At 63.8% G+C, this 23307-nt stretch carries 23 protein-coding genes; 21 read left to right on the top strand and 2 right to left on the bottom strand.

The annotated features are described in order from the left end of the window. Positions 1–529 (bottom strand): lipopolysaccharide transport periplasmic protein LptA (lptA, locus tag ACHHTY_RS09775; protein ID WP_395493941.1); only part of this gene is annotated, 529 nt, incomplete at its 3' end. A gap of 282 nt (positions 530–811) precedes the next feature. On the opposite strand from lptA, the gene argB reads away from it, so the two are divergent. The 21 genes from argB to bioD all read left to right on the top strand — a co-directional run bounded on the left by argB (position 812) and on the right by bioD (position 21930). Then, entirely contained in the window at positions 812–1696 is an 885-nt protein-coding gene (gene argB / locus ACHHTY_RS09770; protein WP_395493940.1) for an acetylglutamate kinase, read from the top strand. A 95-nt stretch (positions 1697–1791) separates the two neighbouring features. After that, the gene (locus tag ACHHTY_RS09765; protein ID WP_395493939.1) at positions 1792–2982 is read left to right on the top strand and encodes an aspartate aminotransferase family protein; all 1191 of its coding nucleotides are present in this window, start codon (positions 1792–1794) and stop codon (positions 2980–2982) included. Between the two features lie 192 nt (positions 2983–3174). Continuing rightward, a complete protein-coding gene (argF, locus tag ACHHTY_RS09760; protein ID WP_395493938.1) occupies positions 3175–4086 on the top strand; it encodes an ornithine carbamoyltransferase in 912 nt (303 codons plus the stop codon). 139 nt (positions 4087–4225) lie between these two features. After that, a complete protein-coding gene (locus ACHHTY_RS09755) occupies positions 4226–5428 on the top strand; it encodes an argininosuccinate synthase (protein ID WP_395493937.1) in 1203 nt (400 codons plus the stop codon). Between the two features lie 184 nt (positions 5429–5612). After that, on the top strand, positions 5613–6992 hold the full coding sequence (argH, locus tag ACHHTY_RS09750) for an argininosuccinate lyase (protein ID WP_395493936.1): 1380 nt from the start codon (positions 5613–5615) through the stop codon (positions 6990–6992). A 135-nt stretch (positions 6993–7127) separates the two neighbouring features. Further along, a complete protein-coding gene (locus ACHHTY_RS09745; protein ID WP_395493935.1) occupies positions 7128–7727 on the top strand; it encodes a hypothetical protein in 600 nt (199 codons plus the stop codon). Positions 7728–7734: 7 nt separating this feature from the next. After that, a complete protein-coding gene (locus ACHHTY_RS09740; protein WP_395493934.1) occupies positions 7735–8133 on the top strand; it encodes a hypothetical protein in 399 nt (132 codons plus the stop codon). Positions 8134–8198: 65 nt separating this feature from the next. Then, positions 8199–9452, top strand: coding sequence for a diaminopimelate decarboxylase (gene lysA / locus ACHHTY_RS09735; protein ID WP_395493933.1), 1254 nt, complete (start codon positions 8199–8201; stop codon positions 9450–9452). 92 nt (positions 9453–9544) lie between these two features. Next, positions 9545–10399 carry a diaminopimelate epimerase gene (gene dapF / locus ACHHTY_RS09730; protein WP_395493932.1) on the top strand — a complete coding sequence of 285 codons (855 nt, stop codon included), beginning with the start codon at positions 9545–9547 and terminating at the stop codon, positions 10397–10399. 64 nt (positions 10400–10463) lie between these two features. Continuing rightward, on the top strand, positions 10464–11351 hold the full coding sequence (dapA, locus tag ACHHTY_RS09725; RefSeq protein WP_395493931.1) for a 4-hydroxy-tetrahydrodipicolinate synthase: 888 nt from the start codon (positions 10464–10466) through the stop codon (positions 11349–11351). Between the two features lie 72 nt (positions 11352–11423). After that, a complete protein-coding gene (dapB, locus tag ACHHTY_RS09720; RefSeq protein WP_395493930.1) occupies positions 11424–12236 on the top strand; it encodes a 4-hydroxy-tetrahydrodipicolinate reductase in 813 nt (270 codons plus the stop codon). 17 nt (positions 12237–12253) lie between these two features. Beyond that, positions 12254–12754 (top strand): 2-amino-4-hydroxy-6-hydroxymethyldihydropteridine diphosphokinase, encoded by a 501-nt coding sequence (gene folK, locus ACHHTY_RS09715; RefSeq protein WP_395493928.1) that lies wholly within the window; start codon positions 12254–12256, stop codon positions 12752–12754. Between the two features lie 15 nt (positions 12755–12769). Further along, entirely contained in the window at positions 12770–13051 is a 282-nt protein-coding gene (locus ACHHTY_RS09710) for a YHS domain-containing protein (protein WP_395493927.1), read from the top strand. A 61-nt stretch (positions 13052–13112) separates the two neighbouring features. Next, positions 13113–13760, top strand: a complete 648-nt coding sequence (gene fsa / locus ACHHTY_RS09705; RefSeq protein ID WP_395493926.1) for a fructose-6-phosphate aldolase — start codon at positions 13113–13115, stop codon at positions 13758–13760. A 158-nt stretch (positions 13761–13918) separates the two neighbouring features. Beyond that, positions 13919–14494, top strand: coding sequence for a CDP-diacylglycerol--glycerol-3-phosphate 3-phosphatidyltransferase (pgsA, locus tag ACHHTY_RS09700; RefSeq protein WP_395493925.1), 576 nt, complete (start codon positions 13919–13921; stop codon positions 14492–14494). A 6-nt stretch (positions 14495–14500) separates the two neighbouring features. Next, the gene (gene rsmG / locus ACHHTY_RS09695; protein WP_395493924.1) at positions 14501–15184 is read left to right on the top strand and encodes a 16S rRNA (guanine(527)-N(7))-methyltransferase RsmG; all 684 of its coding nucleotides are present in this window, start codon (positions 14501–14503) and stop codon (positions 15182–15184) included. A gap of 225 nt (positions 15185–15409) precedes the next feature. Further along, entirely contained in the window at positions 15410–16435 is a 1026-nt protein-coding gene (locus ACHHTY_RS09690; RefSeq protein WP_395493923.1) for a Fe(3+) ABC transporter substrate-binding protein, read from the top strand. A gap of 273 nt (positions 16436–16708) precedes the next feature. Then, positions 16709–18385, top strand: coding sequence for an ABC transporter permease (locus ACHHTY_RS09685; protein WP_395493922.1), 1677 nt, complete (start codon positions 16709–16711; stop codon positions 18383–18385). 10 nt (positions 18386–18395) lie between these two features. Next, the gene (locus ACHHTY_RS09680; RefSeq protein ID WP_395493943.1) at positions 18396–19445 is read left to right on the top strand and encodes an ABC transporter ATP-binding protein; all 1050 of its coding nucleotides are present in this window, start codon (positions 18396–18398) and stop codon (positions 19443–19445) included. Positions 19446–19514: 69 nt separating this feature from the next. Continuing rightward, positions 19515–21152 carry an alpha/beta fold hydrolase gene (locus ACHHTY_RS09675; RefSeq protein WP_395493921.1) on the top strand — a complete coding sequence of 546 codons (1638 nt, stop codon included), beginning with the start codon at positions 19515–19517 and terminating at the stop codon, positions 21150–21152. 31 nt (positions 21153–21183) lie between these two features. Further along, on the top strand, positions 21184–21930 hold the full coding sequence (gene bioD, locus ACHHTY_RS09670; RefSeq protein ID WP_395493920.1) for a dethiobiotin synthase: 747 nt from the start codon (positions 21184–21186) through the stop codon (positions 21928–21930). Positions 21931–22074: 144 nt separating this feature from the next. Here bioD and ACHHTY_RS09665 read toward each other — a convergent pair. After that, positions 22075–23307 (bottom strand): KamA family radical SAM protein (locus ACHHTY_RS09665; RefSeq protein WP_395493919.1); only part of this gene is annotated, 1233 nt, incomplete at its 5' end.

Below are 23307 nucleotides of genomic sequence, written 5' to 3'. Positions count from 1 at the left end.
ACAGTGTAGGGCTGCAGAACAACCTGGTTCTGGGGGGCGGGGACTCGGCCGGGCCGGACGCGCCCTCGGCGCCGTTGCCGTAAAAGAAGGCCCGGACCCGCTCACCGGACTGGGCGCCGCTTTCGACGATGCTGCGGCCCTCGTCGAGATAGAGGGTAACGACATCGCCGGTGACCAGGTTGTTGTCCTGCCAGACTCTGGCGTTGCCGGTGAGGTTGACCTTGCGCTCCAACTCGAAATATTCCATGAACTCGCCGGTCCCGATCCAGTCGGCGGTTTCGATTTTGACGTCGCCCTCGGCGTAAAGCTGCTTGAGCCGGCGCTCATCGCCCGGACTCAGCCGCGCTTTTTCGTCCTCGCTGAAATAGAAGATGGTCATGACGTCGGAATGAATCACCAGGTCCCCCTGGCGAGCCACCACCTGGCCGCGGAAGACGATGGCGTTTTCCTGTTCGGCCGATTCCATCCGGTCGGATTCGATCTCGATGGGCGGGGCGGCGCTCACCGCCGCCGCCAACAGCACTGCCATCAAGGTAAAAAACAGCAGTGATCGGCAAAAAATGGGTAATCGCATCATATTATATAAGGTTGCCTGGTCCGGTTTGTCATGGTGGCGGCCGGGTGAATGATTCCCGGTCGCCGGGCCGCCGCCGGTGCGGCCGTGCTTTCCTCTTGCGCCAGGGGCGTAAAACCCTGTACTTTATAATATTAAGCTGGCCCCGGAAAGTTATTTTGTGGCCGGCGCCCCGGTCGCGTATTGCAAACAATATACCACAAAGACCAAAAAAATAACCGCACGAAAGAAAAACTTATGACAAACAGCCTGGACAAAGCCAAAACCCTGATCGAGGCCCTGCCTTATATCCGCACCTTCTATAACAAGACGGTGGTGATCAAGTACGGCGGGCACGCCATGGTGGACGAGGAGCTGAAAAAGAACTTCGCCCTGGACATCATCCTGATGAAGTACATCGGGATCAACCCGGTGGTGGTGCACGGCGGCGGCCCCCAGATCAACCGTTTTCTCGAGAAGATGCGGATTACCCCAAGCTATATCCAGGGAATGCGGGTCACCGACGGGGAAACCATGGACGTGGTCGAGATGGTCCTGGTGGGCAAGGTCAACAAGGAAATCGTCAGCCTGATCAACTTTCACGGCGGCCGGGCGGTGGGGCTTTCCGGCCGCGACGGCGAGCTGATCCGGGCCGAGAAAATGCAGATCATGAAGGAGCAGGTGGAAAACGCCCCGCCTGAGCTGATCGATCTCGGCCGGGTGGGCCGGGTGGTGGCGGTGGATCCCGGGGTGCTGGAAACCCTGGACGCCCGCGGCTTCATCCCGGTGATCGCCCCGGTGGGGGTCGGCAAGGACGGCCAGGCCTACAACATCAACGCCGACCTGGTGGCCGGAGCGGTGGCGGCCAAGCTCAAGGCCGCCAAGCTGATTTTACTCACCGATGTCGAAGGGGTCCTCGATGGGCAAGGCGGCCTGATTTCCTCCATTGCCGCCGCCGAGGTCGAGAGCTTCATAACCGACGGGGTGGTGGGCGGGGGGATGATCCCCAAGGTCCGCTGCTGCCGGGAAGCGGTGCAGGGCGGGGTGGGCAAGGCCCATATCATCGACGGCCGCAAGGAACACGCGATTTTACTGGAAATGTTCACCCAGAGCGGGGTGGGCACCGAGATAACCATGCTTTAGGCGCAAGGGTCAAGGTTCAGGTTGCATGGGGGCCGCTGCGGCCCCCTTTATATTTTGGATAATATCCTGCTGGCCAAGCGGGACAGGGAGGCGTGATGACCGGCAACAGCGCATGGAACCAACGGGGGGACGGGGTTTTGATGAATACTTACGGCAGACTGCCGGTAACCATGGTGCGGGGCTCGGGTTGTCTTCTCTATGACGCCGACGGCCGGGAATACCTGGACTTTGTCGCCGGAATCGCGGTCTGCAACCTGGGTCACTGCCACCCGGCGGTGACCGCGGCGATAACCGAGCAGGCGGGGCAGTTGGTTCATGTTTCCAACCTTTATCACACCACCCCCCAGATCGAACTGGCCGAAACGCTCTGCGCCCACTCCTTTGCCGAACGGGTCTTTTTCTGCAACAGCGGGGCCGAGGCCAACGAGGCGGCGATCAAGCTGGCCCGCAAGGCCAGCCCGGCCGGCAAGTACGAAATCATCTCCCTGGCCGGCTCCTTTCACGGCCGGACCCTGGCCACGGTGGCGGCCACCGGCCAGAGCAAGTTTCATGAAGGCTTCGAGCCTTTGCCCCGGGGCTTTATTCACGCTCCTTTTGGCGATATCGCGGCCCTGGAAAGCCTGATCGGGCCGGCCACCTGCGCCGTGCTCTGCGAGCCGCTGCAGGGCGAAGGCGGGGTGCGCCCCCTGGCCCAGGAATACCTGCGGGCGATCCGGGAACTGTGTGACCGCCACAAGCTGCTGCTGATTTTCGACGAGGTCCAGGTGGGCATGGGGCGGACCGGCACCCTGCTGGCCCACGAACAACTGGGGGTGGTGCCGGATATGCTGACCCTGGCCAAGGGCCTGGGCAACGGCCTGCCCATCGGGGCGCTGCTGGCCCGGGATGCCCTGGCCGCCGCCTTTACCCCCGGCAGCCACGCCTCGACCTTCGGCGGCAACCCGGTGGCCTGCCGGGCCGCCGGGGCGGTGCTGCAAATCATGCTGGCCCCCGATTTTCTTCCCATGGTCCGGGCCCGGGGGCGCTATCTGGCGGCCCGGCTGGGCGAACTGGCGGCGCGTTTTCCCGCCAAGGCCGCCGAGGTGCGGGGCATGGGTCTGATCCAGGGCCTGGTCTTGCGGGAAGAGTTCCGCGCCGAGGGGCCGGCCATCGTCCGGCAGCTCTTCGAACAGGGCCTGCTGCTTAATTTTGCCGGCAACACCGCCCTGCGCTTCCTGCCGCCCCTGGTGGTCAGCGAGGAGGAAATCGACCGGGCCGTCGCCCTGGTGGCCGACGCTTTGGCCTAAACTGCGGGCCGGCGGGCCAAAACCGGTGCCGGGCCGAGAAAAAAGCCCTTTACAAAGGGTATAGATATTTTGTAAGGGTTACGATTCGCCCTTGGGCAAAACCTCTCCGCGAGGTGCGCCCGGGAGCCTTGATTTTGCCCTCAACCCTGGTCGGGGGCAAGCAAACCTGCACTCAAGCTGAACGGAAAAGGCATGGCACGACACCTGCTGGCTCTGGCCGATTTCAGCGGCGCCGAACTTGCCGCCCTGGTCGACCGGGCCCTTAAACTGAAACGGGATAGCAAGGATGGGGTCCGCAACCGCGACCTGGAAGGCCGCACGGTGGCCCTGGTTTTTGAAAAACCCTCCACCCGGACCCGGGTATCCTTCGAAACGGCGATGTACGGCCTGGGCGGCCAGGTAATCTACCTCTCCTCCCGGGATACCCAACTGGCCCGCAACGAGCCCTTGAAGGACATGGCCCGGGTCATGTCCCGCTACGTCGACTGCCTGGTGATCCGAACTTTCGGCCAGGAAATCGTCGATGAACTGGCCCGCTATTCTCAGGTCCCGGTGATCAACGCCCTGACCGACCTCCATCATCCCTGCCAGATCCTCAGCGACCTGATGACGGTGATCGAACACAAGGGGGCCCTGGACAAATTGAAAATCGCCTGGGTGGGCGACGGCAACAACATGGCCAACTCCTGGATCCAGGCCGCCGCCCGGCTCGGTTTCGCCCTGACCCTGGCCTGTCCCGACGGCTATGAGCCCGACCGGGATATTCTGACCGCCGCCCGGGCCGAGGCCGCCCGGCCCATCAACCTGGTCCGGGACCCGGTCGAGGCGGTGGCCGAAGCTGATGTGATCAATACCGATGTCTGGGCCAGCATGGGCCAGGAAGATGAGCAGCTCCTCCGCCTCAAGGCCTTTCGGCCTTACCAGGTCAACGACCGCCTCTTGCGCGGAGCCGCTCCCGACGCCGTGGTTCTCCACTGCCTGCCCGCCCACCGCGACGAGGAAATCAGTGAAGCGGTGCTGGAAGGACCGCGTTCGGTGGTCTGGGACCAGGCCGAAAACAAGATGCATATCCACAAGGCGATTCTGGCCGAGTTTATCGGGTAGGCAGATATCAGAGGACAGAAGACAGAGGACAGAAGTCAGAAAATGGTACTTCAACTTTTTTGCAGCTTCCGTTTTTTAAAGGCCTTCCGCCCTCCGTTCTCTGTCTAAGGTTTGATTCAAAAAAAAAGGCGCATACAAGATGATTCCGCAAGTTAATAAAATTGTGCTGGCCTATTCCGGCGGCCTGGATACCTCGGTAATTCTGCGTTGGCTCAAGGAAACCTGCAACTGCCCGGTGGTGGCCTTTGCCGCCGACATCGGTCAGGAGGAGGACTGGGACAAGGTTCGGGCCAAGGGGATGGCCACCGGGGCCGACAAGGTGATTGTTTCCGACCTGCGGGAGGAATTCGTCCGCGATTATGTTTTTCCGGCCTTTCGGGCCAACGCCATTTACGAGGGCTCCTACCTGCTGGGGACCTCCCTGGCCCGGCCGGTGATCGCCCGGGAACAGGTCCGGATCGCCGAGGCCGAGGGGGCCGACGCGGTGAGTCACGGGGCCACCGGCAAGGGCAACGACCAGGTCCGCTTCGAACTGACCTACATGGCCCTCAATCCCCGCCTGGCCATTATCGCTCCCTGGCGGATCTGGGATCTCAATTCCCGGACCAAATTGATGGCCTACGCCGCAGAGCACGGCATCCCGGTGCCGGTGACCAAGGCCAAACCCTACAGTTCCGATGAAAATATGCTCCATATCAGCTTCGAGGGCGGGATTCTCGAGGACCCCTGGAACGAACCGGCAGAGGATATGTTCAAGCTTTCGGTTTCTCCGGAAAAGGCCCCGGATAAAGCAACCTACCTCGAACTGGAATTCGAGCGGGGCAACCCGGTGGCCATCGACGGGGAGAAGCTTTCCCCGGCCAACCTGCTGGCCCGGCTCAACCAACTGGGAGGCGCCAACGGGGTAGGGCGGCTGGACATGGTGGAAAACCGCTTTGTCGGCATGAAATCCCGGGGGGTTTATGAAACCCCGGGGGGCACCATCCTGCGGGCCGCCCACCGCGACCTGGAAACCATCACCCTGGACCGCGAGGTTATGAAGATTCGCGATTCCCTGGTGCCCCGCTATTCCGAACTGATCTACAATGGCTTCTGGTTTTCCCCGGAGCTGCGGTTCTTGCAGAACACCATGGACGAGGCCCAGGCCCCGGTCAACGGGGTGGTAAGGCTCAAGCTCTACAAAGGCAACTGTATCCCGGTGGGGCGCAAGTCGGCCAATTCCCTCTACCAGGAGAGCTTTGCCACCTTCGAGGAAGACAGCGTTTACCGCCAGGCCGACGCCGAGGGCTTTATCCGGCTTAACGGGTTGCGCCTCCGCATGCAGGCTTTGGGTAAACGCTGAGCAGTGCCGCATCTTGCGGCGATCAGGCCGGCTTGCGTACTTTGGGTACGCGGCGCCCGCCTGCTTGCCGCAACCTGCGGCACTGCTCAGCGTTTACCCCTGCTTGCGAACTCATTTTTTGAATCTTGAAACCTGGATCTTGACTTTGAGCCCTGAACCTGACCAAAAAGCCGGTGCTGCTAAAATGAAGATGTGGGGGGGGCGGTTTGCCGAGGGGACCGCGGCCTCGGTGGAGGCCTTTACCGCCTCGATCCATTTTGATGCCCGCCTTTATCGCCACGATATCGCCGGCAGCCGGGCCCACGCCCGGATGCTGGCCCGCCAGGGACTGATCAGCGAGGCTGAATGCGCCCTGATCCTGGCTGGTCTCGCCGAAATCGAAGGGGAAATCGAGCGGGGTGAATTTGTCTTCCGGCCCGAGCTGGAAGATATTCACATGAATATCGAAAAGTCCCTGGCCGAAAGAATCGGCCCCGCCGGGGAAAAATTGCACACCGCCCGCAGCCGCAACGACCAGGTGGCCCTCGATCTGCGCCTTTATCTGCGCGAGGAGAGCCGCCGGATCATGGCTCTGCTGGCCGAGCTGCAAGGGGCCTTCGTCGAGCTGGCCCGCCGCTACCGCCAGACCGTGATGCCCGGCTACACCCACTTGCAGCGGGCCCAGCCGGTCCTGGTGGCCCATCATATGCTGGCCTATTACGAGATGTTCGGCCGCGACCGGGCCCGCCTGGCCGACGGTCTCAAGCGGATCAATGTCCTGCCTCTGGGGGCGGCGGCCCTGGCCGGCACCGGCTTGCCCATCGACCGGGAGTTTGTCGCCGAGCAGCTCGATTTCCCGGCGGTATCGGCCAACAGCATGGATACCGTGGCCGACCGCGATTTCGTGATCGAGTTTGCCGCCGCCGCCGCCCTGATCCAGGTCCACCTGAGCCGCCTGGCCGAGGAACTGGTGCTTTGGACCAGCGAGGAGTTTTCCTTCGTCACCCTGCCTGACGCCTTCTGCACCGGCAGTTCCATTATGCCCCAGAAGAAGAACCCCGACGTTCCCGAACTGATCCGGGGCAAGAGTGGCCGGGTGATCGGCCACCTGGTGGCTCTGCTGACCCTGCTCAAAGGCTTGCCCCTGACCTACAACCGTGATCTCCAGGAAGACAAGGAGCCGGTTTTCGATACCGTGGACACCGTGGCCGCCTCCCTGACCCTGGCCGCCGAACTGCTGGCGGGGCTGCGCTTCAACGAGGAAAAACTGGCGGCGGCCTTGAGCCGGGGCTGCATGACCGCCACCGATCTGGCCGACTACCTGGTGCGCAAGCAGGTGCCTTTCCGCCAGGCCCATGCCATTGTCGGCCGGGCCGTGGCCTATGCCCTGGAGCAGGGCCGCGACGTCGGCGAGCTGAGCCTGATCGAGTTGCGCCGCTTTGCCGAAATTATCGAGGAGGATGTCTTCGCCGTCCTGTCGGTGTCGGGCTCGGTGGCCAGCCGGCGTTCCTGGGGCGGGACCGCCGGCGAGCGGGTGGATGAAGCCATCGCCCGGGCCCAGGAGAGCCTGCGGGCTGAAGGGTGACAGCCTTGTCCAAAGTAATGCAGCTGGTTGGTCGGTAATGCCAAAACAACAAGTTACGCAGGGATCCCGTCGGCGGCGCGATTTTTTGCGACGTTGACCAAACAGCTAATGGAGCAGCGAGGTAACCGAACAGCCGTGTCACCTTGCCAAAGAAAGAGGATCGGAACCGGCGGCCGGCAACAGTTCATTATAATCTGTCTGGTCTTGGCGGTTTGCGGGCTGCTGACCGCAGGCTGCGGCAAGAAGACCGATCCCCGGCCGCCGGGGGAAGTTTTGCCGGCCCCGATCAGCGACCTGGGTTATACCCTGGACGAAAAGGGGGTGGAGCTTGCCTGGACCGTGCCCAACCGGACGGTGCAGGGCACCAGGCTGCCTTACCGGATCAAGGAATTCGAACTTTTCCGGGCGGTGGTGGCCGAGGAGGAGTACCGGCTGGGCGCCCCGCCCCCTTTCGGTCCGCCCCTGACCGTGGCCAATGAAGCCGCCGCCGGCCGCCGGATGAGCTTCCGGGAGACCCTGCTCCGTCCCGGCCAGCGCTATATATACCAGGTCCGGAGCCGGGCCGGCTGGCTGCTGGCCGGCGCTCCCTCCAACCAGGTCTCTTTTACCTGGCTGACTCCGCCGGCCCCACCCCTCGAACTGACCGCCATCCCGGGTGATCGGCAGATCACCTTGGCCTGGCAGCCGCCCTTGGAGCCGCCGCCGGGGGCCCCGGGAGGAGAGCCCCTTCGTTGACCGCGAAGTGGTCGCGGACCGGGCTTATTTTTATCGGCTGCGGAGCGTGCTGGTCCACGACGGGAGCCGGATCAGCGGCCCGGTGGGCGAGATGGTCCGGGCGGTGGGCCGGGATCTTACCCCCCCGACCCCGCCCAGCCCGCGGACCGCGGTCCCGGTTCGGGAAGGGATTCGCCTGCTTTGGGAGGCCCCGGCCGCCCGGGACCTGGCCGAAATCCTGGTCCTGCGCCGGCTGGAGGGAGCAGCGGCGGCGGTGGTGATCGGCCGGGCCCCGGGCTCGGCGCTTTCCTATCTTGACCGGGAGCCCCCCAGCGAGGCCGAAGTCTGGTATTATAGCCTGATTGCCGTGGATAGCCGGGGCAATCGCAGTGCAGCCAGCGCGGAGCTCAGCCATCGCCGGCCCTAGTGCCGAAAGGGGCGGTTTGACCCGTCGATCTGTTAACCATATCTTGCCGGGAGTTTTGCCCAACCATGGATCATTTTCATTACCTTGACCGGGTTCTGCAGGCCGAAGAGGTTCCGGTGCCCGAAATTGCCGCGGCGGTGGGCACGCCTTTCTACCTGTACAGCACCGCCACCCTGCGGCGCCATTTCACCGCCTTTGATCAAGCCTTTGCCGGCCTTGATCATCTGACCTGCTTTGCCGTCAAGTCCTGTTCCAATATCGCGGTGCTGCGGCTGTTTGCCCAGCTCGGCGGCGGGGCCGACATCGTTTCCGGCGGCGAGCTTTATCGGGCCCTGACGGCCGGGGTGGATCCGGCCAGGATCGTTTATTCCGGGGTGGGCAAAACCAAACCGGAAATCCGCTACGCCCTGGAATCCGGGATTCTGATGTTCAACCTGGAGTCGGAACAGGAGTTGGTCGCTGTTCAGGAATGCGCCGCCGAGCTGAAGCTGACGGCCCGGGTCTCCTTTCGGGTCAATCCGGATGTCGATCCCCAGACCCACGCCTATATCTCCACCGGACTGGCCAAGAACAAGTTCGGGATTGCCATTGCCGAGGCGGGTCGGGTCTACCGGGCGGCCCGGGATCTGGCCAACATCGAAATCGTCGGGGTGAGCTGCCATATCGGTTCCCAGCTGACCCAGGTGTCGCCCTTCATCGACACGGTGGCCAAGCTTAAGGATTTTCTCGCCCGGCTGGCCGGCGATGGCATCGAGATCAAGTACCTTGATATCGGCGGCGGGCTGGGAATTCGCTACCACCAGGAAGAGCCGCCCCTGCCGGCCGAGTACGGCGCCGCCATCCGGGAAGCCCTGGGCGATCTGGCCTGCACCTTGATCCTGGAGCCGGGCCGGGTTATAGTGGGCAATGCCGGAATTCTGGTGACCAAGGTGCTTTTTACCAAGTCCGGTCAGAAAAAATTCATCGTTGTCGATGCCGGGATGAACGATCTGGCCCGGCCCAGTCTTTACGACGCCCATCACGGCATTATTCCGGTGGTAAAAGGGGAGGCCGGTACCGAGGTGGCCGATGTGGTCGGCCCGATTTGTGAAACCGGCGATTTTCTCGCCCGCGGCCAGGAGGTTCCGGTCGCCGTTCCCGGGGAACTGCTGGCGGTGCAGAGTGCCGGAGCCTACGGCTTCACCATGTCATCCAACTACAACTCCCGGCCCCGGGTGGCGGAGGTGCTGGTCAACGGCCGCGAATTCCATCTGATCCGCCGGCGGGAGACCTACGAGGATCTGATTCGGGGGGAGGCGATCCCCGATTTTCTCAAATAGTTGCCGGGAGCCGGGCCCGGAATCCGGGGAAGCCAGCCGGGGCCCGGCCTCTTCAACCATGAACCATGAACCTGGGAGCTGAAACCCGATTTATGCAATTTCCGGTGGAATTCACCAAAATGAGCGGGGCCGGCAACGATTTCATCCTGATCGATCACCGGCGGCCGATTTTTAGCGATACCGCCGCCGCCCAGGCCTTTGCCCGGGCGGTCTGCGAGCGCAAGTTTTCAGTGGGGGCCGATGGCCTGATCCTGCTGGAAGAGAGCCCGGAGGCCGATTTTCGCTGGCAATTCTTCAATGCCGACGGTTCCCTGGCCGATATGTGCGGCAACGGGGCCCGCTGCGCGGCCCGTTTCGCCCATGCCCACGGCATGGCCCCGGCCCGGATGCGTTTCGCCACCCTGGCCGGGATCATCGAGGCGGAAGTTACCGGTACCACGGTTTGCCTGACCATGACCCCGCCCCGGGATTTTTCCCTCTCGCAGCAGCTGGACACCCCGGCCGGCGGTACGGAAACGGTCCATTCGGTCAATACCGGGGTGCCGCACGCCGTGATCTGGGCGGCCGAGATCGAGGCCGCTCCCATCCGGGAATGGGGGCGGCATTTTCGTTTTCACCCCCGTTTCGCCCCGGCCGGCACCAATGTCAATTTTGTCGGCTTGCTGGGGGAAAATCTGTTGCGGGTCCGGACCTATGAACGGGGGGTGGAGGACGAAACCATGGCCTGCGGCACCGGCGCGGTGGCCGCGGCCCTGGTGGCCGCCCGGCTCGGCCGGGTCGCATCGCCGACCCGGATCATTACCTCGGGCCGGGAAGAGCTGACCATTCACTACCAGCGGGAGGGTGACGATTTCTCCCAGGTGCGCCTGGAGGGCCCGGCGGATTTCATTTACGTCGGTCAGCTCAACCGGGAAGCCGTGCGCCGGCAAAGTCCCGCCGGCCTTTGATTAACGGCCCGGCCGCTTTTATCCGCCCTGCTGAATAAATGATGAAAAATATAAGGAGGAAGCAATGAATACCAAATTTCGCGGCGCCTTTGTGGCGATTGTAACCCCGTTCAATTCCGACGGCAGCCTGGACGAGCAGGGGCTGGTCGATCTGATCGAATTCCATCTGCAAAACGGCACCCACGGCATCGTCCCCTGCGGGACCACCGGCGAATCCGCCACCCTGAGCCACGATGAGCACCACCGAGTGGTGGAACTGACCATCAAAACCGTGGCCGGCCGGGTGCCGGTTCTGGCCGGCACCGGCTCCAACAGCACCAGCGAGTCCATCGAACTGACCCGGCATGCCAAGGCGGCCGGGGCCGACGGGGCCCTGCTGATCACCCCTTACTACAACAAACCTTCCCAGGAGGGATTGTATCAGCATTTCAAGGCCATTGCCGAAGCCGTCGAGATTCCGATCATCATGTACAACGTGCCCAGCCGCACCGCCATCAACATGCTGCCGGCCACCGTGGCCCGCTGCGCCCAGTTGCCCAATATCGCCGGGATCAAGGAGGCCACCGGCAGCCTGCAGCAGGTCAGCGAGGTTATCCGCCTCTGCCCGGCCGAGTTCGCTCTGCTCAGCGGCGATGACTTCACCTCGATGGCCACCGTCCTGGTGGGCGGCACCGGGGTGATCTCGGTGACCTCCAACGTGGCTCCCGGGGAAATGGCGGCGATGATCGCCGCCGCCCTGGACGGCGACCTCGCCAAGGCCCGGGAGCTGCACTATCGCCTCTTCCCCCTGATGCAGGCCATGTTCTTCGATACCAACCCGGTCCCGGCCAAAACCACCCTGGCCATGATGGGCAAGATCAAGAGCCCCGCCGTCCGTTTGCCCCTGTACGGCATGAACGAGGCCTGCACCGCGCAGCTCAAGCAGGCGGCCCGGGCGTTCGGCCTGGTATAACCCGGCCACCCATGGGCAACCGCGACCAGATAGACCCATAGCGGAATTTACTAAAGCATTGAGGAATTGATTATGATCAAGGTAATTGTCGCCGGAGCGGCGGGACGAATGGGGCGCCGAATCTGCGCCATGGTTCAGCAGCAGCCCGGCCTGGAGCTGGTGGCCGGCTTTGAACGGCCCGACAGCCCGGACGTGGGCCGCGACCTGGGCGAAACCGCGGGTCTCGGTCACTTGGGGATTCCCATTGGCGGCGGGCCCGAATCGGTTCTGGAGGCCGGAGAGGTCATCATCGACTTCACTTTCCACGAGGCAACCATGCAGCTGGCCCGCCTGGCCGCCGGCCACGGCAAGGCCATGGTGATCGGGACCACCGGCCTGAGCGCCGACAACCTGGTCGATCTGCGGGAACTGGCCGCCGCTTCCTTTCCCTGCGTCCAGGCGCCCAATATGGCGGTGGGGGTCAACGTGCTCTTCAAAGTGGCCCGTAAGATGGCGGCGGTGCTGGGCGACGGTTATGATATCGAGATCGTCGAGGCCCACCATCGCCTGAAAAAGGACGCCCCCAGCGGCACCGCCCTCAAACTGGGCGAGATGGTGGCCGAAGGCGTGGGCCGCCAGCTTGACCAGGTCGGGGTTTATGCCCGCCATGGGATCATCGGGGAACGGACCGACCAGGAGATCGGCATTCAGACCATCCGGGCCGGCGACATCGTCGGTGAACATACGGTTTACTTCGCCGGGGCCGGCGAGCGCCTGGAGTTGACCCACCGGGCCCACAATCGCGATAATTTCGCCCGCGGGGCCGCCCTGGCCGCGGCCTGGGTGGTGGATAAGCCCAAGGGGCTTTACACCATGTTCGACGTCCTCGGCCTCGAGGATTTTTAGCCCGGGCCGGAAGCGCCTTGAAGGTTCGCGCCTATATCGGCCTGGGGGCCAACCTCGGTGAGGGGCGCCGCAACCTGCTGGCCGCCTGGCAACGGCTGGGGAGGGTGGCCGGGGTTACAACCGTCCGCCTTTCCCGGCCCTATCGCAGCGCGCCGCTGGGAGTGGTCAGCGAGCACTGGTTTACCAACGCGGTGGGAGAAATCGAGACCGAGCTCGAGGCCGGGCAACTGCTGGGGGTGCTGCTTGAAATCGAACGGCAAATGGGACGGGATCGCCGCCGCCAGGGTAGTGATCGGCCCATTGACCTCGACCTGCTCCTTTACGGGGCCGAGATTATCAGCCGGCCCCGGCTCGAGGTGCCTCATCCGCAAATGAGCAAAAGGCTTTTCGTGCTGGAGCCCTTAAAAGAATTGGCCCCCGGCCTGGTTCACCCCGGCCGGCGCCTGACCATCGCCGAGCTGGCCGCCCGGCTGGCGCTTGAGGATCCGGGTCAGCGGATCATCCCCGAATCTTGGTAACCTAAAGGATTTTTTATGCATCCGCTGAAAATTGTTATACTCCTGGTCCTTTTTTATCTGCTATACCGTCTTTATATGTCCGGGCGCAAAAAGCGCCTGGCCCAGCGGGAGCAGGAGAAGCAGGGGCGGCCGGCCATCGATGATGTCCTGGTCCAGGATCCGGTCTGCGGCGCTTATGTCCCCCGGAGCCAGGCCCTGCAGCAGCGCCGCGCCGGCCGGGAGTTTTTTTTCTGCAGCGAGAAATGCCGGCGGGAATTTGCCGAACGCGACCAGCAGGCCGATAAGGCCGATCAATGACCGTTTTTCCATAATTTACCTTAATATGAAAAGAAGTTAGCCTTTACTCCGGGAGGAAAAAATGAAATTTTTCATCGATACCGCCAATCTGCAGGAAATCGCCCAGGCCGTGGACATGGGCATGGTGGACGGGGTCACCACCAACCCGTCCCTGATCGCCCGGGAAAACAAGCCGTTCGAGGCCCTGCTCAAAGAGATCACCGCCCTGGTTGACGGACCGATCAGCGCCGAGGTGATCAGCTCCGAGACCGACGGGATGGTGGAGGAAGGTCGCAAGCTGGCCGCCCTGCATCCCAATATCGTGGTCAAGATTCCCATGACCACGGCGGGGCTCAAGGCGGTGAAGCAGCTGCACGGGCAGGGGATCAAAACCAACGTCACCCTGGTCTTTTCCGCCAGCCAGGCCCTGATGGCCGCCAAGGCCGGGGCCGAGTATGTTTCTCCCTTTGTCGGCCGGCTCGATGATATTTCCGAAAACGGGCTCAACCTGGTCCAGGATGTCCTCGATATCTTCGATAATTACGGTTATGCCACCGAGGTGATCGTGGCCAGCGTCCGCCACCCCATGCACGTGGTGGAATCGGCCTTGATGGGGGCCCATATCGCCACCATTCCCTACAAGGTCATCGCCCAGTTGGCCTCCCACCCCCTGACCGACATCGGGATGGAGAAATTTCTTTCCGACTGGGCCAAGCGCTCCCGGAAATAGTGTAGATGATCGCAGCCCAGGCTTGGCCGACCAGCCGCCGGGAACCCCCGGGGCTGGTCGGGCGGGGCTTGCGCCAACCCCGGCCCCAGGAGCAAGTTAACCGGCCCGCAGCCGCTGCTGATCAGCCCAGTCAGCCGTGATCCCAAAGGTGAAGGAGCATGCCCCACCGCCAGATCCTAACCCTGCCCAACCTGCTCACCGCCTATCGCTTCGCGGTGGTGCCCTTTATCCTGCTTTGCCTGCGGCCCGGAGCCGGGGATCTGGCCGGGTTGATCGCCTTTGCCCTATTTCTATCCGGAGCCCTGACCGATCTGGCGGACGGTTACCTGGCCCGCAAGATGCGGAGCGAAACGGTGCTGGGCAAACTCATGGATCCCCTGGCCGACAAGGTGCTGATTGCCGTAGCCCTGATCATGCTGATCCCCCTGGAACGGGTGGCGGCCTGGGTGGCTTTCGTCATTATTGCCCGCGAACTGGTGATTACCGGTTTTCGGGGGGTGGCGGCGGATGCCGGGATCGTCATCGCCGCCAGCCGGCTGGGCAAGATCAAGAGTGTTTTCCAGTATATCGCCCTCTGCGTGCTGATTTTTCCCGCCGCCCTGCTGCCCCTGCCCTATCTCCATGAAACCGGCGGAGTCATCCTCCATATCGCAATGGTGCTGACCGTCTGGTCGGGGGCGGAATATTTCATTCGCTTCCAGAAGCTCTACCTGAGCTCCGTCTCTGCCCGCTGATTGCCGGTGGAGGCCGCCTGCCCGGACATACTGGCCGAGGGGGTCCGCCGGCTGGGCATCGCTCCCGAGGCGGCGGCGATCGCGCGGCTTTGCCGCTACCAAACCGAACTGGCCAAATGGAACCGGCGCATCAACCTGGTGGCCGCCGCCCCCCAACCCCAATGGCTGGAAACCCACTTCCTCGACTCCCTGACCCTCTGGCCCCTGATCGCCCAAATCCAGACTGATTCGGCAACGGATCAAGAATTATCACTGCTGGATATCGGCAGCGGGGCCGGCTTTCCCGGCCTGGTCCTCAAGTGCTGGCGCCCGGCTGCCCTGGCGGTCACCCTGGTCGAGCCAAGGCTGAAGCGGGTCTCCTTCCTGCGCCACCTGATTCGCACCCTCAACCTGGCAGGAGTGCGGGTCCTGGCCCAGCGCCTGGAGCCGGGCCAAACCCTCCCGGAGACCTTTACCGTCATTACCAGCCGGGCCTTTACCGCCCTGGCCCCCTTTCTCGCACTTTGCGCCCCCCTGAGCCCGCCCGGCGGCCGGGTCGTCTGCATGAAAGGCCCCCGGGCCGAGGCTGAACTGGCGCGCTGGCGGCGGGAGCAACCGCACCCTCCTTTCCGCCTGGAAGAGAGCCGGACCTTTACCCTGCCCTTTTCCGGGGCCGAACGCAACCTCTTGATTTTCCGCAAGCTGAATTGATAACCAAGAGCGCGGGACCCTGGCCGCAACCAGGCCCGAACAAAGGGCTTGCCCGGACTCTTTGAGGGCAGCTTATTGTTTTGTGGCACCCAGATTGTTGTGGGCACCTAAAATAATATTAGACAACTCTAAAAAATCATGTTACACATAAATCGAAACCAGGGAACGGTTGCAGGAAGCAACCGTTCCCCTCTTTTTGGCCTTCTTAATATGTTGGAGGAAAAAATGCGTAACTTCTCACCCTTTATGCTGTTGGTGCTGATGGCTCTGAGCCTGGCCTGGGCGCCGGGTCCGGCGGTGGCCGGCGAGGTCAATATCTATTCGGCCCGCCAGGAGGCCCTGATCAAGCCCCTGCTGGATCGTTTCAGCGAGCAGAGCGGGATCAAGGTCAACCTGGTGGCGGGGCGGCCCGAAGCCCTGCTGCAGCGTCTGCAGAGCGAGGGGCGCAACTCCCCGGCCGATCTGCTGCTCACCGTCGATGCCGGCAATCTCAACCGGGCCATGGAAGCCGGGGTTTTTCAGCCGATCAGTTCACCGGTTCTGGAAGCGGTGGTCCCCGCCGGTCTGCGTGATCCCGAGGGCCACTGGTTCGGGCTGTCCAAGCGGGCCCGGGTTATTCTTTACGCCAAGGACCGTTTTGATCCGGCCGGGATCAGCACCTACGCCGATCTGGCCGACCCGGCCCTGGGCAAAAAAATCTGCATCCGTTCCTCGAACAATGTCTATAACCAGTCCCTGGTGGCCTCGATGATCGCCCATCAGGGAGTGGAAGCCACCGAAGCCTGGGTCCGGGGTTTGATGGCCAACCTGGCCCGCCCGCCCCAGGGCGGCGATCGTGACCAGATCAGCGCCCTGGCGGCTGGACAATGCGATCTGGCCGTGGTAAATACCTACTACCTCGGCGGGATGCTCAACGGCTCCGAAGCCGAGCGCACCGCTGCCGCGGCGGCGGGTCTGATCTGGCCCGACCAGAAAGGGCACGGCACCCATATCAACGTCAGCGGGGCCGGGGTTACCCGTTATGCCCGCAACCGGGACAATGCCGTCAAGCTTTTGGAGTTCCTGGTCAGCGAGGAAGCCCAGCAATGGTACGCGGAAGTCAACTATGAATTTCCGGTCCGGGCCGATGCTCCGGTGGGCGAGACCCTGGCCGCCTGGGGCGAATTCAAGGCCGACGAGCTCAACCTGGCCCGCCTGGGTGAGTACAACCCGGCAGCGGTGCGCCTGATGGACCGCGCCGGTTGGCGCTAGGTAAAGGCGCAGCAGCACCGCATCTTGCCGCGATCAACCCCGGCGATATACTGGAGTATAATCGCCGGGGTTGCTTGCGCCAATCTGCAGCACTGCTGCACCTTTACCTTCCTGGTTGAATCCGGGGTATTCTTTAAATTCTAGCGGCAAGTCATGGGTTATGGCTTGCCGGTTCTGGTTTATGGGGAGGTCGGCTGGTAGATTGCGGCCTTTTTCAGCGATGAATCGCAGCTTGGGGCTGCCGTTTTTTTTGGGGTGATTGGTGGGAGTGGGATGAAGCATTTCGGTTGGTGGCCCGGGGGCGGGGGGCGGGGAGTCCGGCCCCTTGATTTCTGGGGGGTCGGTATTCCCCTGGTCGCCCTGCTCCTGGCGGTGCCGGTGCTGGTGGTGGTGGCCTCGGTCCTGCAGCCCACCGGGGAGGTATGGCGCCATCTCGCCGCCACTGTGTTGCCCGAGTATGTCGGCAACACCCTGCTGCTGATGCTGGGGGTGGGGATCGGCACCCTGCTGATCGGGGTTTCCTGCGCCTGGCTCTGCACCCTCTGCCGCTTTCCCGGCCGCAAGGTGTTCCAATGGGCCCTGCTGTTGCCCATGGCCATGCCGGCCTACATCATCGCCTACACCTACACCGGCATGCTCGATTTTTCCGGGCCGGTCCAGACCGCCCTGCGGGCCTGGTTCGACTGGGGCTACGGGGATTACTGGTTTCCCCAGGTCCGCTCCCTGGGCGGGGCGGTGGTGATGCTCTCGCTGGTCCTTTATCCCTACGTCTATCTGCTGGCCCGAGCCGCCTTTCTCGGCCAGTCGGTCTGCGTGCTGGAAGTGAGCCGGACCCTGGGCTGCGGCCCCTGGCGTTCATTTTTCAGCGTGGCCCTGCCTTTGGCCCGCCCGGCGATCATGGCCGGGCTGACCCTGGCCCTGATGGAAACCCTGGCCGATTTCGGCACCGTCCAGTACTTCGGGGTCAACACCTTCACCACCGGGATTTTTCGGACCTGGTTCGGCCTCGGCGATATCAATGCCGCGACCCAGCTCGCCGCCCTGATGATGTTTTTTGTCCTGGTCCTGATCATCCTGGAACGCTGGTCGCGCCAGCGTTCCCGCTACCACCACACCGGCCAGAGTCACCAGGATCTGCCCGGCTATCCCCTGCGGGGCGGCCGGGCCCTGGCCGCCTTTGCCGTCTGCCTGCTGCCGCTTTTCTTCGGTTTCCTGCTGCCGGCGGCCCAGCTCGGCGCCTGGGCGGTAGCCACCTGGGAGCATAGTTTCGATGCAAGTTTTCTGGTGCTGACCCGCAACAGCCTGCTGCTGGCGGCGGCCGCCGCCCTGCTGACCCTGGCCCTGGCCCTGCTGCTGGCCTATGGCAAGCGCCTGCGGCCGACCAGGGTGATCAGAACCGCGGTCCAGGTCGCCGGCATGGGCTATGCCGTGCCGGGCCTGGTGATTGCCATCGGGGTGATCATTCCCTTTGCCTGGCTCGACAACACGGTAGACAGCTGGATGCGGGAAAACTTTAATATTTCCACCGGCCTGCTGCTCAGCGGGACGGTGGCGGCCCTGCTTTTCGCCTATGTGGCCCGCTTCATGGCGGTCGCCCTGCATACGGTGGACGCCGGCCTGGGCAAGATCAAGCCGTCCATGGATGACGCCGCCCGTATCCTGGGCCTGCGGCCCTTCGCGGTTCTGCGCCAAATCCATCTGCCGGTGATGCGGGGCAGCCTGCTCACCGCCCTGCTGCTGGTTTTTGTCGATGTGCTGAAGGAGCTGCCCGCCACCCTGGTGCTGCGCCCCTTCAATTTCAACACCCTGGCGGTGCGGGCCTTTGAACTGGCCTCCGACGAGTTTCTGGCCGAATCGAGCCTGGCCGCCCTGGCCATCGTGGCGGCGGGAATTCTGCCGGTTATTCTGCTTAGTCTGACCATCGCCCGCAGTCGCAAACAGGAGGGTTGAGGTAAAAGTGATGCAGCTTGAAGTCGATAATGTCCATATTTCCTACGGCGGCCCCGATATCGTCAAGGGGGTCAATCTGCACCTGGGCGGCGGGGCCATCGGCTGCCTGCTGGGCCCCAGCGGCTGCGGCAAGACCACCCTGCTGCGGGCCATTGCCGGTTTTGAGCCGGTCCGGGAGGGGGAAATCCGCCTCGGCGGTCGCCTGGTCAGCAGTCCCTGCTGTTTCCTGCCCCCGGAAAAGCGGCGGGTGGGCATGGTTTTCCAGGATCTGGCCCTCTTTCCCCACCTCAGCGTGGCCGACAATATCGCCTTCGGTCTGCGCCGGCTCGAAGCCCGCCAGCGCCGCCGCCGGGTGGCCGAGCTGCTGGTCCTGATCGGCCTCGAAGAGAGCGGGCCCCTTTTCCCCCATCAACTTTCCGGCGGCCAGCAGCAGCGGGTCGCCCTGGCCCGGGCCATGGCGCCGCGGCCGGAGTTGTTGCTGCTGGACGAACCTTTCTCCAGCCTCGATATGGAGATCCGGGAGAAACTGGCCCGCGAGGTCGGCAGGATTCTCAAGCAGGAGGAACTGACCGCCCTGCTGGTTACCCATGACCAGTTCGAGGCCTTCGCCATGGCCGACGAAATCGGGGTCCTGCACGACGGCCGCCTGCAGCAGTGGGATACGGCCTACAATCTCTACCATCGGCCCCGGACCCGCTTCGTGGCCGACTTTATCGGGGAGGGGGTGCTGCTGCCGGGGGTGGTGCAGGCGGATGGGGCGGTGGAAACCGGTCTCGGCCTGCTGCAGGGGGTGGGCAACGGCACCGCCGGGGGCAAGCTTATCCCCGGCAGCCGGGTCAGCATCCTGGTCCGGCCCGAGGATGTGGTCCATGATGACGCCAGCCCCTTGCAGGCGGAAGTTCTGCGGCGTGACTTCCGGGGGGCCAATATCCTTTATACTCTGCGCCTGGCCAGCGGCCATCCGGTCCAGGCCCTGGTGCCGAGCCACTGCTCCCATGCCACCGGCGAACGGATCGGCATTCATGCCGATGTCCGTCATATGGTGCTTTTCGCCGATTGAGCGGCGGCCGGGGTAACCCGGCCGCTTTCCGCCAGGCAATTCAGCCCTTGAACCACAGGCCATAATCAGGTGTCCCCCATTACCTTGCCAAACAACGAGTCCCGGTCGTCTGCCCCCCTGGTTTTCCTGCCGGGCTGGGCCTTTGACGGCCGGGTATTGCAACTGCGCCGGGATCTGGACTGCCCGGCTCCCCCCGGACTGCTCGATCCCCCGGCTTTGTTGGCTGATTTCGGAACCTGGCTGGATCGGCAGAAAATCGAGCGTTGCCAATTGCTGGGCTGGTCCATGGGCGGACTCTGCGCCCTGGAGATTGCCCGGCGCTATCCGGACCGTGTCGCCGCTTTGCATCTGCTGGCGGTCCGGGCGGCCTGGCCGGACGAAGAACTTGCCGCCATCCGCCGGGAGTTGGCAGGGCGGCCGGAGGATTTTCTCCGCTCCTTTTACCGCAAGTGTTTTCTCGGTTACCGGGAAAGTTACCGTCGTTTTAAGCAAGAACTGGAAGCGGACTATCTCGCCCAGGCCCTGCAGGCGCCGGAATTGCTCCTCCGGGGCCTCGATTTCCTGGCCGTCCCGGCGAGCGGAGAGTTGCCACCAGCGGTTGCCGGCCGGGTATATTGTCTGCATGGTCGCCGGGATCTGATCGCCCCGCCGGCCCAGCGCCTGCTGGTGGCCGGGGCGGATTGCCGTCTGCTGGAACAGGGCGGTCACGCCCTTTTTCTCGATTATCCCCCCCCGCCCGGGGAGCCGGCGGGAAAGAAAGCCGCCGATTTTGCCCCAGCCGCGGCGCTGCAAGGGGTTGAGGAGGCGGATGTTCCGGCCGGACCCCGGGAGCCGGGCCCGGCGGTGGTTGGACCGGAGCAGGGAGCGAACATGCTCCGGCGTCGTTTCAGCCGGGCCGCGGCCACTTACGACCGCAACGCCGATGTCCAACGGCAGACCCTGGCTCTGCTGGCCGAGCGGCTGCCGCCGGACCCGGAGGCCCGGTTGATCCTGGAATTGGGTTGCGGCACCGGCAACTTAACCAGCCTGCTGCTGGCCCACTTTCCCCGGGCCCGCCTGTTGAGCCTGGATTTTTCCGAGGCCATGCTCAAGCGGGCCCGGGCAAAAATCAGGGTCGCGGACGGTCTGCAGGCCGGGCGGGTCAGCTGGCTTTGCCAGGACGCTGAGCATTTTCTTGCCGCCAATCGCACCTGCTTCGACTACGTTGCCGCCAACGCGACCCTCCAGTGGTTTGGCGATCTGCCCGCCGCTTTTGCCCGGATCAGGGCCGGGCTGCGGCCCGGCGGCCGCCTGCTGGCCACGATTTTCGGCCGGCGCAGCCTGGTCGAGCTGGAGGAAGGACTGGCCGCAGTGATGGCCGGCCGGATGCATGTGGCCGCCCGCCGTTTCCCCGATTACCCGGAGCTGACCGCCCTGCTCAGCGCCGTGTTCCCGGAGGTCGAGATCAGCGAACATAGGTTGAGCCGCCAATTTGGCGATCTGGGCGAACTTTTGCGCCATTTCCGTTATACCGGCACCGGCGGGCCGGGAACTGCGGCCGGTTTTAGCCCCAGCCAATACCGCCGTTTGAGCCGCTGGTTCCAGGAACGGCATGGCGGCTTTCAGGTCAGTTTCCAGGTTTTTGTCGTCAGTTGCGGCGGCGGCCGGGGAGAAGCGGTCTCTCCGGCGGAGCCGGGCGGCCAGACCGGGTTTATGGCCGGGTCCTGACCGGGCCCGGCCAAAGTACGAGGGAGGCTGTATGGACCGGAAAAACCAGGCGATTTTCGTCGGCGCCACCGATACCGGGGTGGGCAAAACCCTGATCAGCGGCTTGCTGGTGGCTTATTTGCGGGGCCGGGGGATTAAGGCCGGCTACCAGAAATGGGTTGCCACCGGCTGTGCAGCCGACGAGCCGGAGGATCTGCTCACCGTGGCGCAGCTGCTGGAGGCCATGAATTCAGCTCGGCCGGTTGGGCCGGAAGCCGAAGCGGTGCCTGCCTGGCGGGCGGAGTTGGAGCTGGCGGTTCCCTACCGTTTTCGCCTGCCCGCCTCGCCGCACCTGGCGGCGGCCGAGGAAGGCCGGGAAATTGACCCGGCGCTCCTCAAAGCCCGTTTTGCCGAAGCCCTGGCCGCCCATGAAGTTCTGGTGGTGGAAGGGGTGGGGGGGCTGCTGGTGCCCCTGACCCGGCAGCTGCTGCTGCTTGACCTGGTGGCCGAACTGGAACTGCCCACCCTGCTGGTGGCCCGCAGCGGCCTGGGCACCATCAATCATACCCTATTAAGCCTGGAAGCCTTGCGCCGGCGGGAAATTCCGCTCCTCGGGGTGGTCTGCAGCGACGAAGAACCGGAGCCGCCAAAGCTTATCGCCAGCGACAACCTGGCAACCATCGCCGCCCTGGGCCGAACCAGGGTCTTCGGCCGCCTGCCCCGCTGCCGGCAAAGCATTGCCGCCCACGCCGCCTTCGCCCCCATCGGGGCCGGGATCGCCGCCGCCCTGGCGACCTGACCCCGCCAGGGTGGTGGCCAGAAAACAGGTAATACTGGAAAAAGCTCAGCCGTGCCGCAGGTTGGGGCAAGCAGCCCGCCCGGCTATACTCCGGTATGCCGGGCGGGTTGATCGCCCCAAGATGCGGTGCGGCTGAGCTTTTTCCTAATAGTAATACCAGATCGACTCGTAGTCGGAGGCCGATTCGCCGATGCCCTTGAGGCGTTCGAGGTAGTCGAGCACCGGGACGTCTTCGGTGACGTAGGTGGTGGTGTGCTGGGAGACCTTCTTTTCCCAGGAGAGGAACTCGTAGACCCGAGCCCCGTTGGGCAGGATCGCCAGCAGGTTGCGGTATTCCCGGGCCCGGAGGTAGCATTTGCCCTGGCGGGGGACGTTGAAAACCGCCTCGTCGGTGCGGGCCAGCCCCGGCAGCAGGCGGGCCTCCTCCTGCTGCTCCTGGATCAGGCGGGCGATGGGGACCCGGTAGCCGATGGTTTCGTCCTTGCCCTTGGTGTTGAAGGTGTAATAGGGATCGATGCCGATCAGCCGCAACTGGCGGCGCAGGGCGGCCGCCTCGAAGCGGCGGGAAATGTAGAAGGTGTAAACCAGCTGGTTGTAAACGGGAATACCCTTGAGGCGCAGGCGGTTGACCGCCTCCACCATCTCCGGGGTGATTTCGTAGGGATGCTGGACATGGGTCATCACCGCCACTTCCCGCCGGCCTGGCCGGCGGTGGCGGGCGATCAGGCTGACCAGCCCCTCGGTGAAGCGCATGGGCATGGTCACCAGGGTCCGGGTGCCGATCCGGATCCGCTCCACCGTGGGGATCGCCGCCACCTTGGCGAGAATCTCGGCCAGGGCCTCATTGCCCATGGCCAGCGGGTCGCCGCCGGTGATCAGCACCTCGTGGATCGAGGGATGATCGTGAATCCAGTTGACGGCGGCGTCGACCCGGTCCATGCCGGCAAAGGCCCCCTTGGCCATGGCCTCGTCGATTTCCCAGTTGCGCTGGCAGTAGACGCAGATCTGGGGGCAGGTGTTGTAGGGCTTGAGGATGCAGATGGCGGGATAGCGCCGGGTGATCAGGTCGGAGGGCGAGGTGTCCTCCTCCCCCATGAAATCCAGGCAGGAGGGGTCTTCGATGGCGATCACCCCTTTGACGTAGCTCAGCGGCGGCAACACCTGGGCTCGGATGGAGGCGTCGCGCCCGCTGGTGTCGTCATCCATCAGGGCCAGGTAATAGGGAGTAATGCCGAAGGGCAGCTGGTGTTCGCGGGCGATTTTGATCGACTTGCGCTGGCCGGCGCTGAGCTTGACCAGCTTTTCCAGGGGAGCCAGTTCGCTGACGATGTTTTTGATCTGCCAGCGCCAGTCGTACCAGTTGTCGAGATCGGCGTC

This window comes from Desulfurivibrio nitratireducens, from assembly GCF_044068515.1.
In the GTDB taxonomy this organism is placed as follows: Bacteria; Desulfobacterota; Desulfobulbia; order Desulfobulbales; family Desulfurivibrionaceae; genus Desulfurivibrio.
The sequence above is the reverse complement of the archived record's forward strand: the minus strand, read 5'-3'. Positions and strand labels throughout refer to the sequence as shown.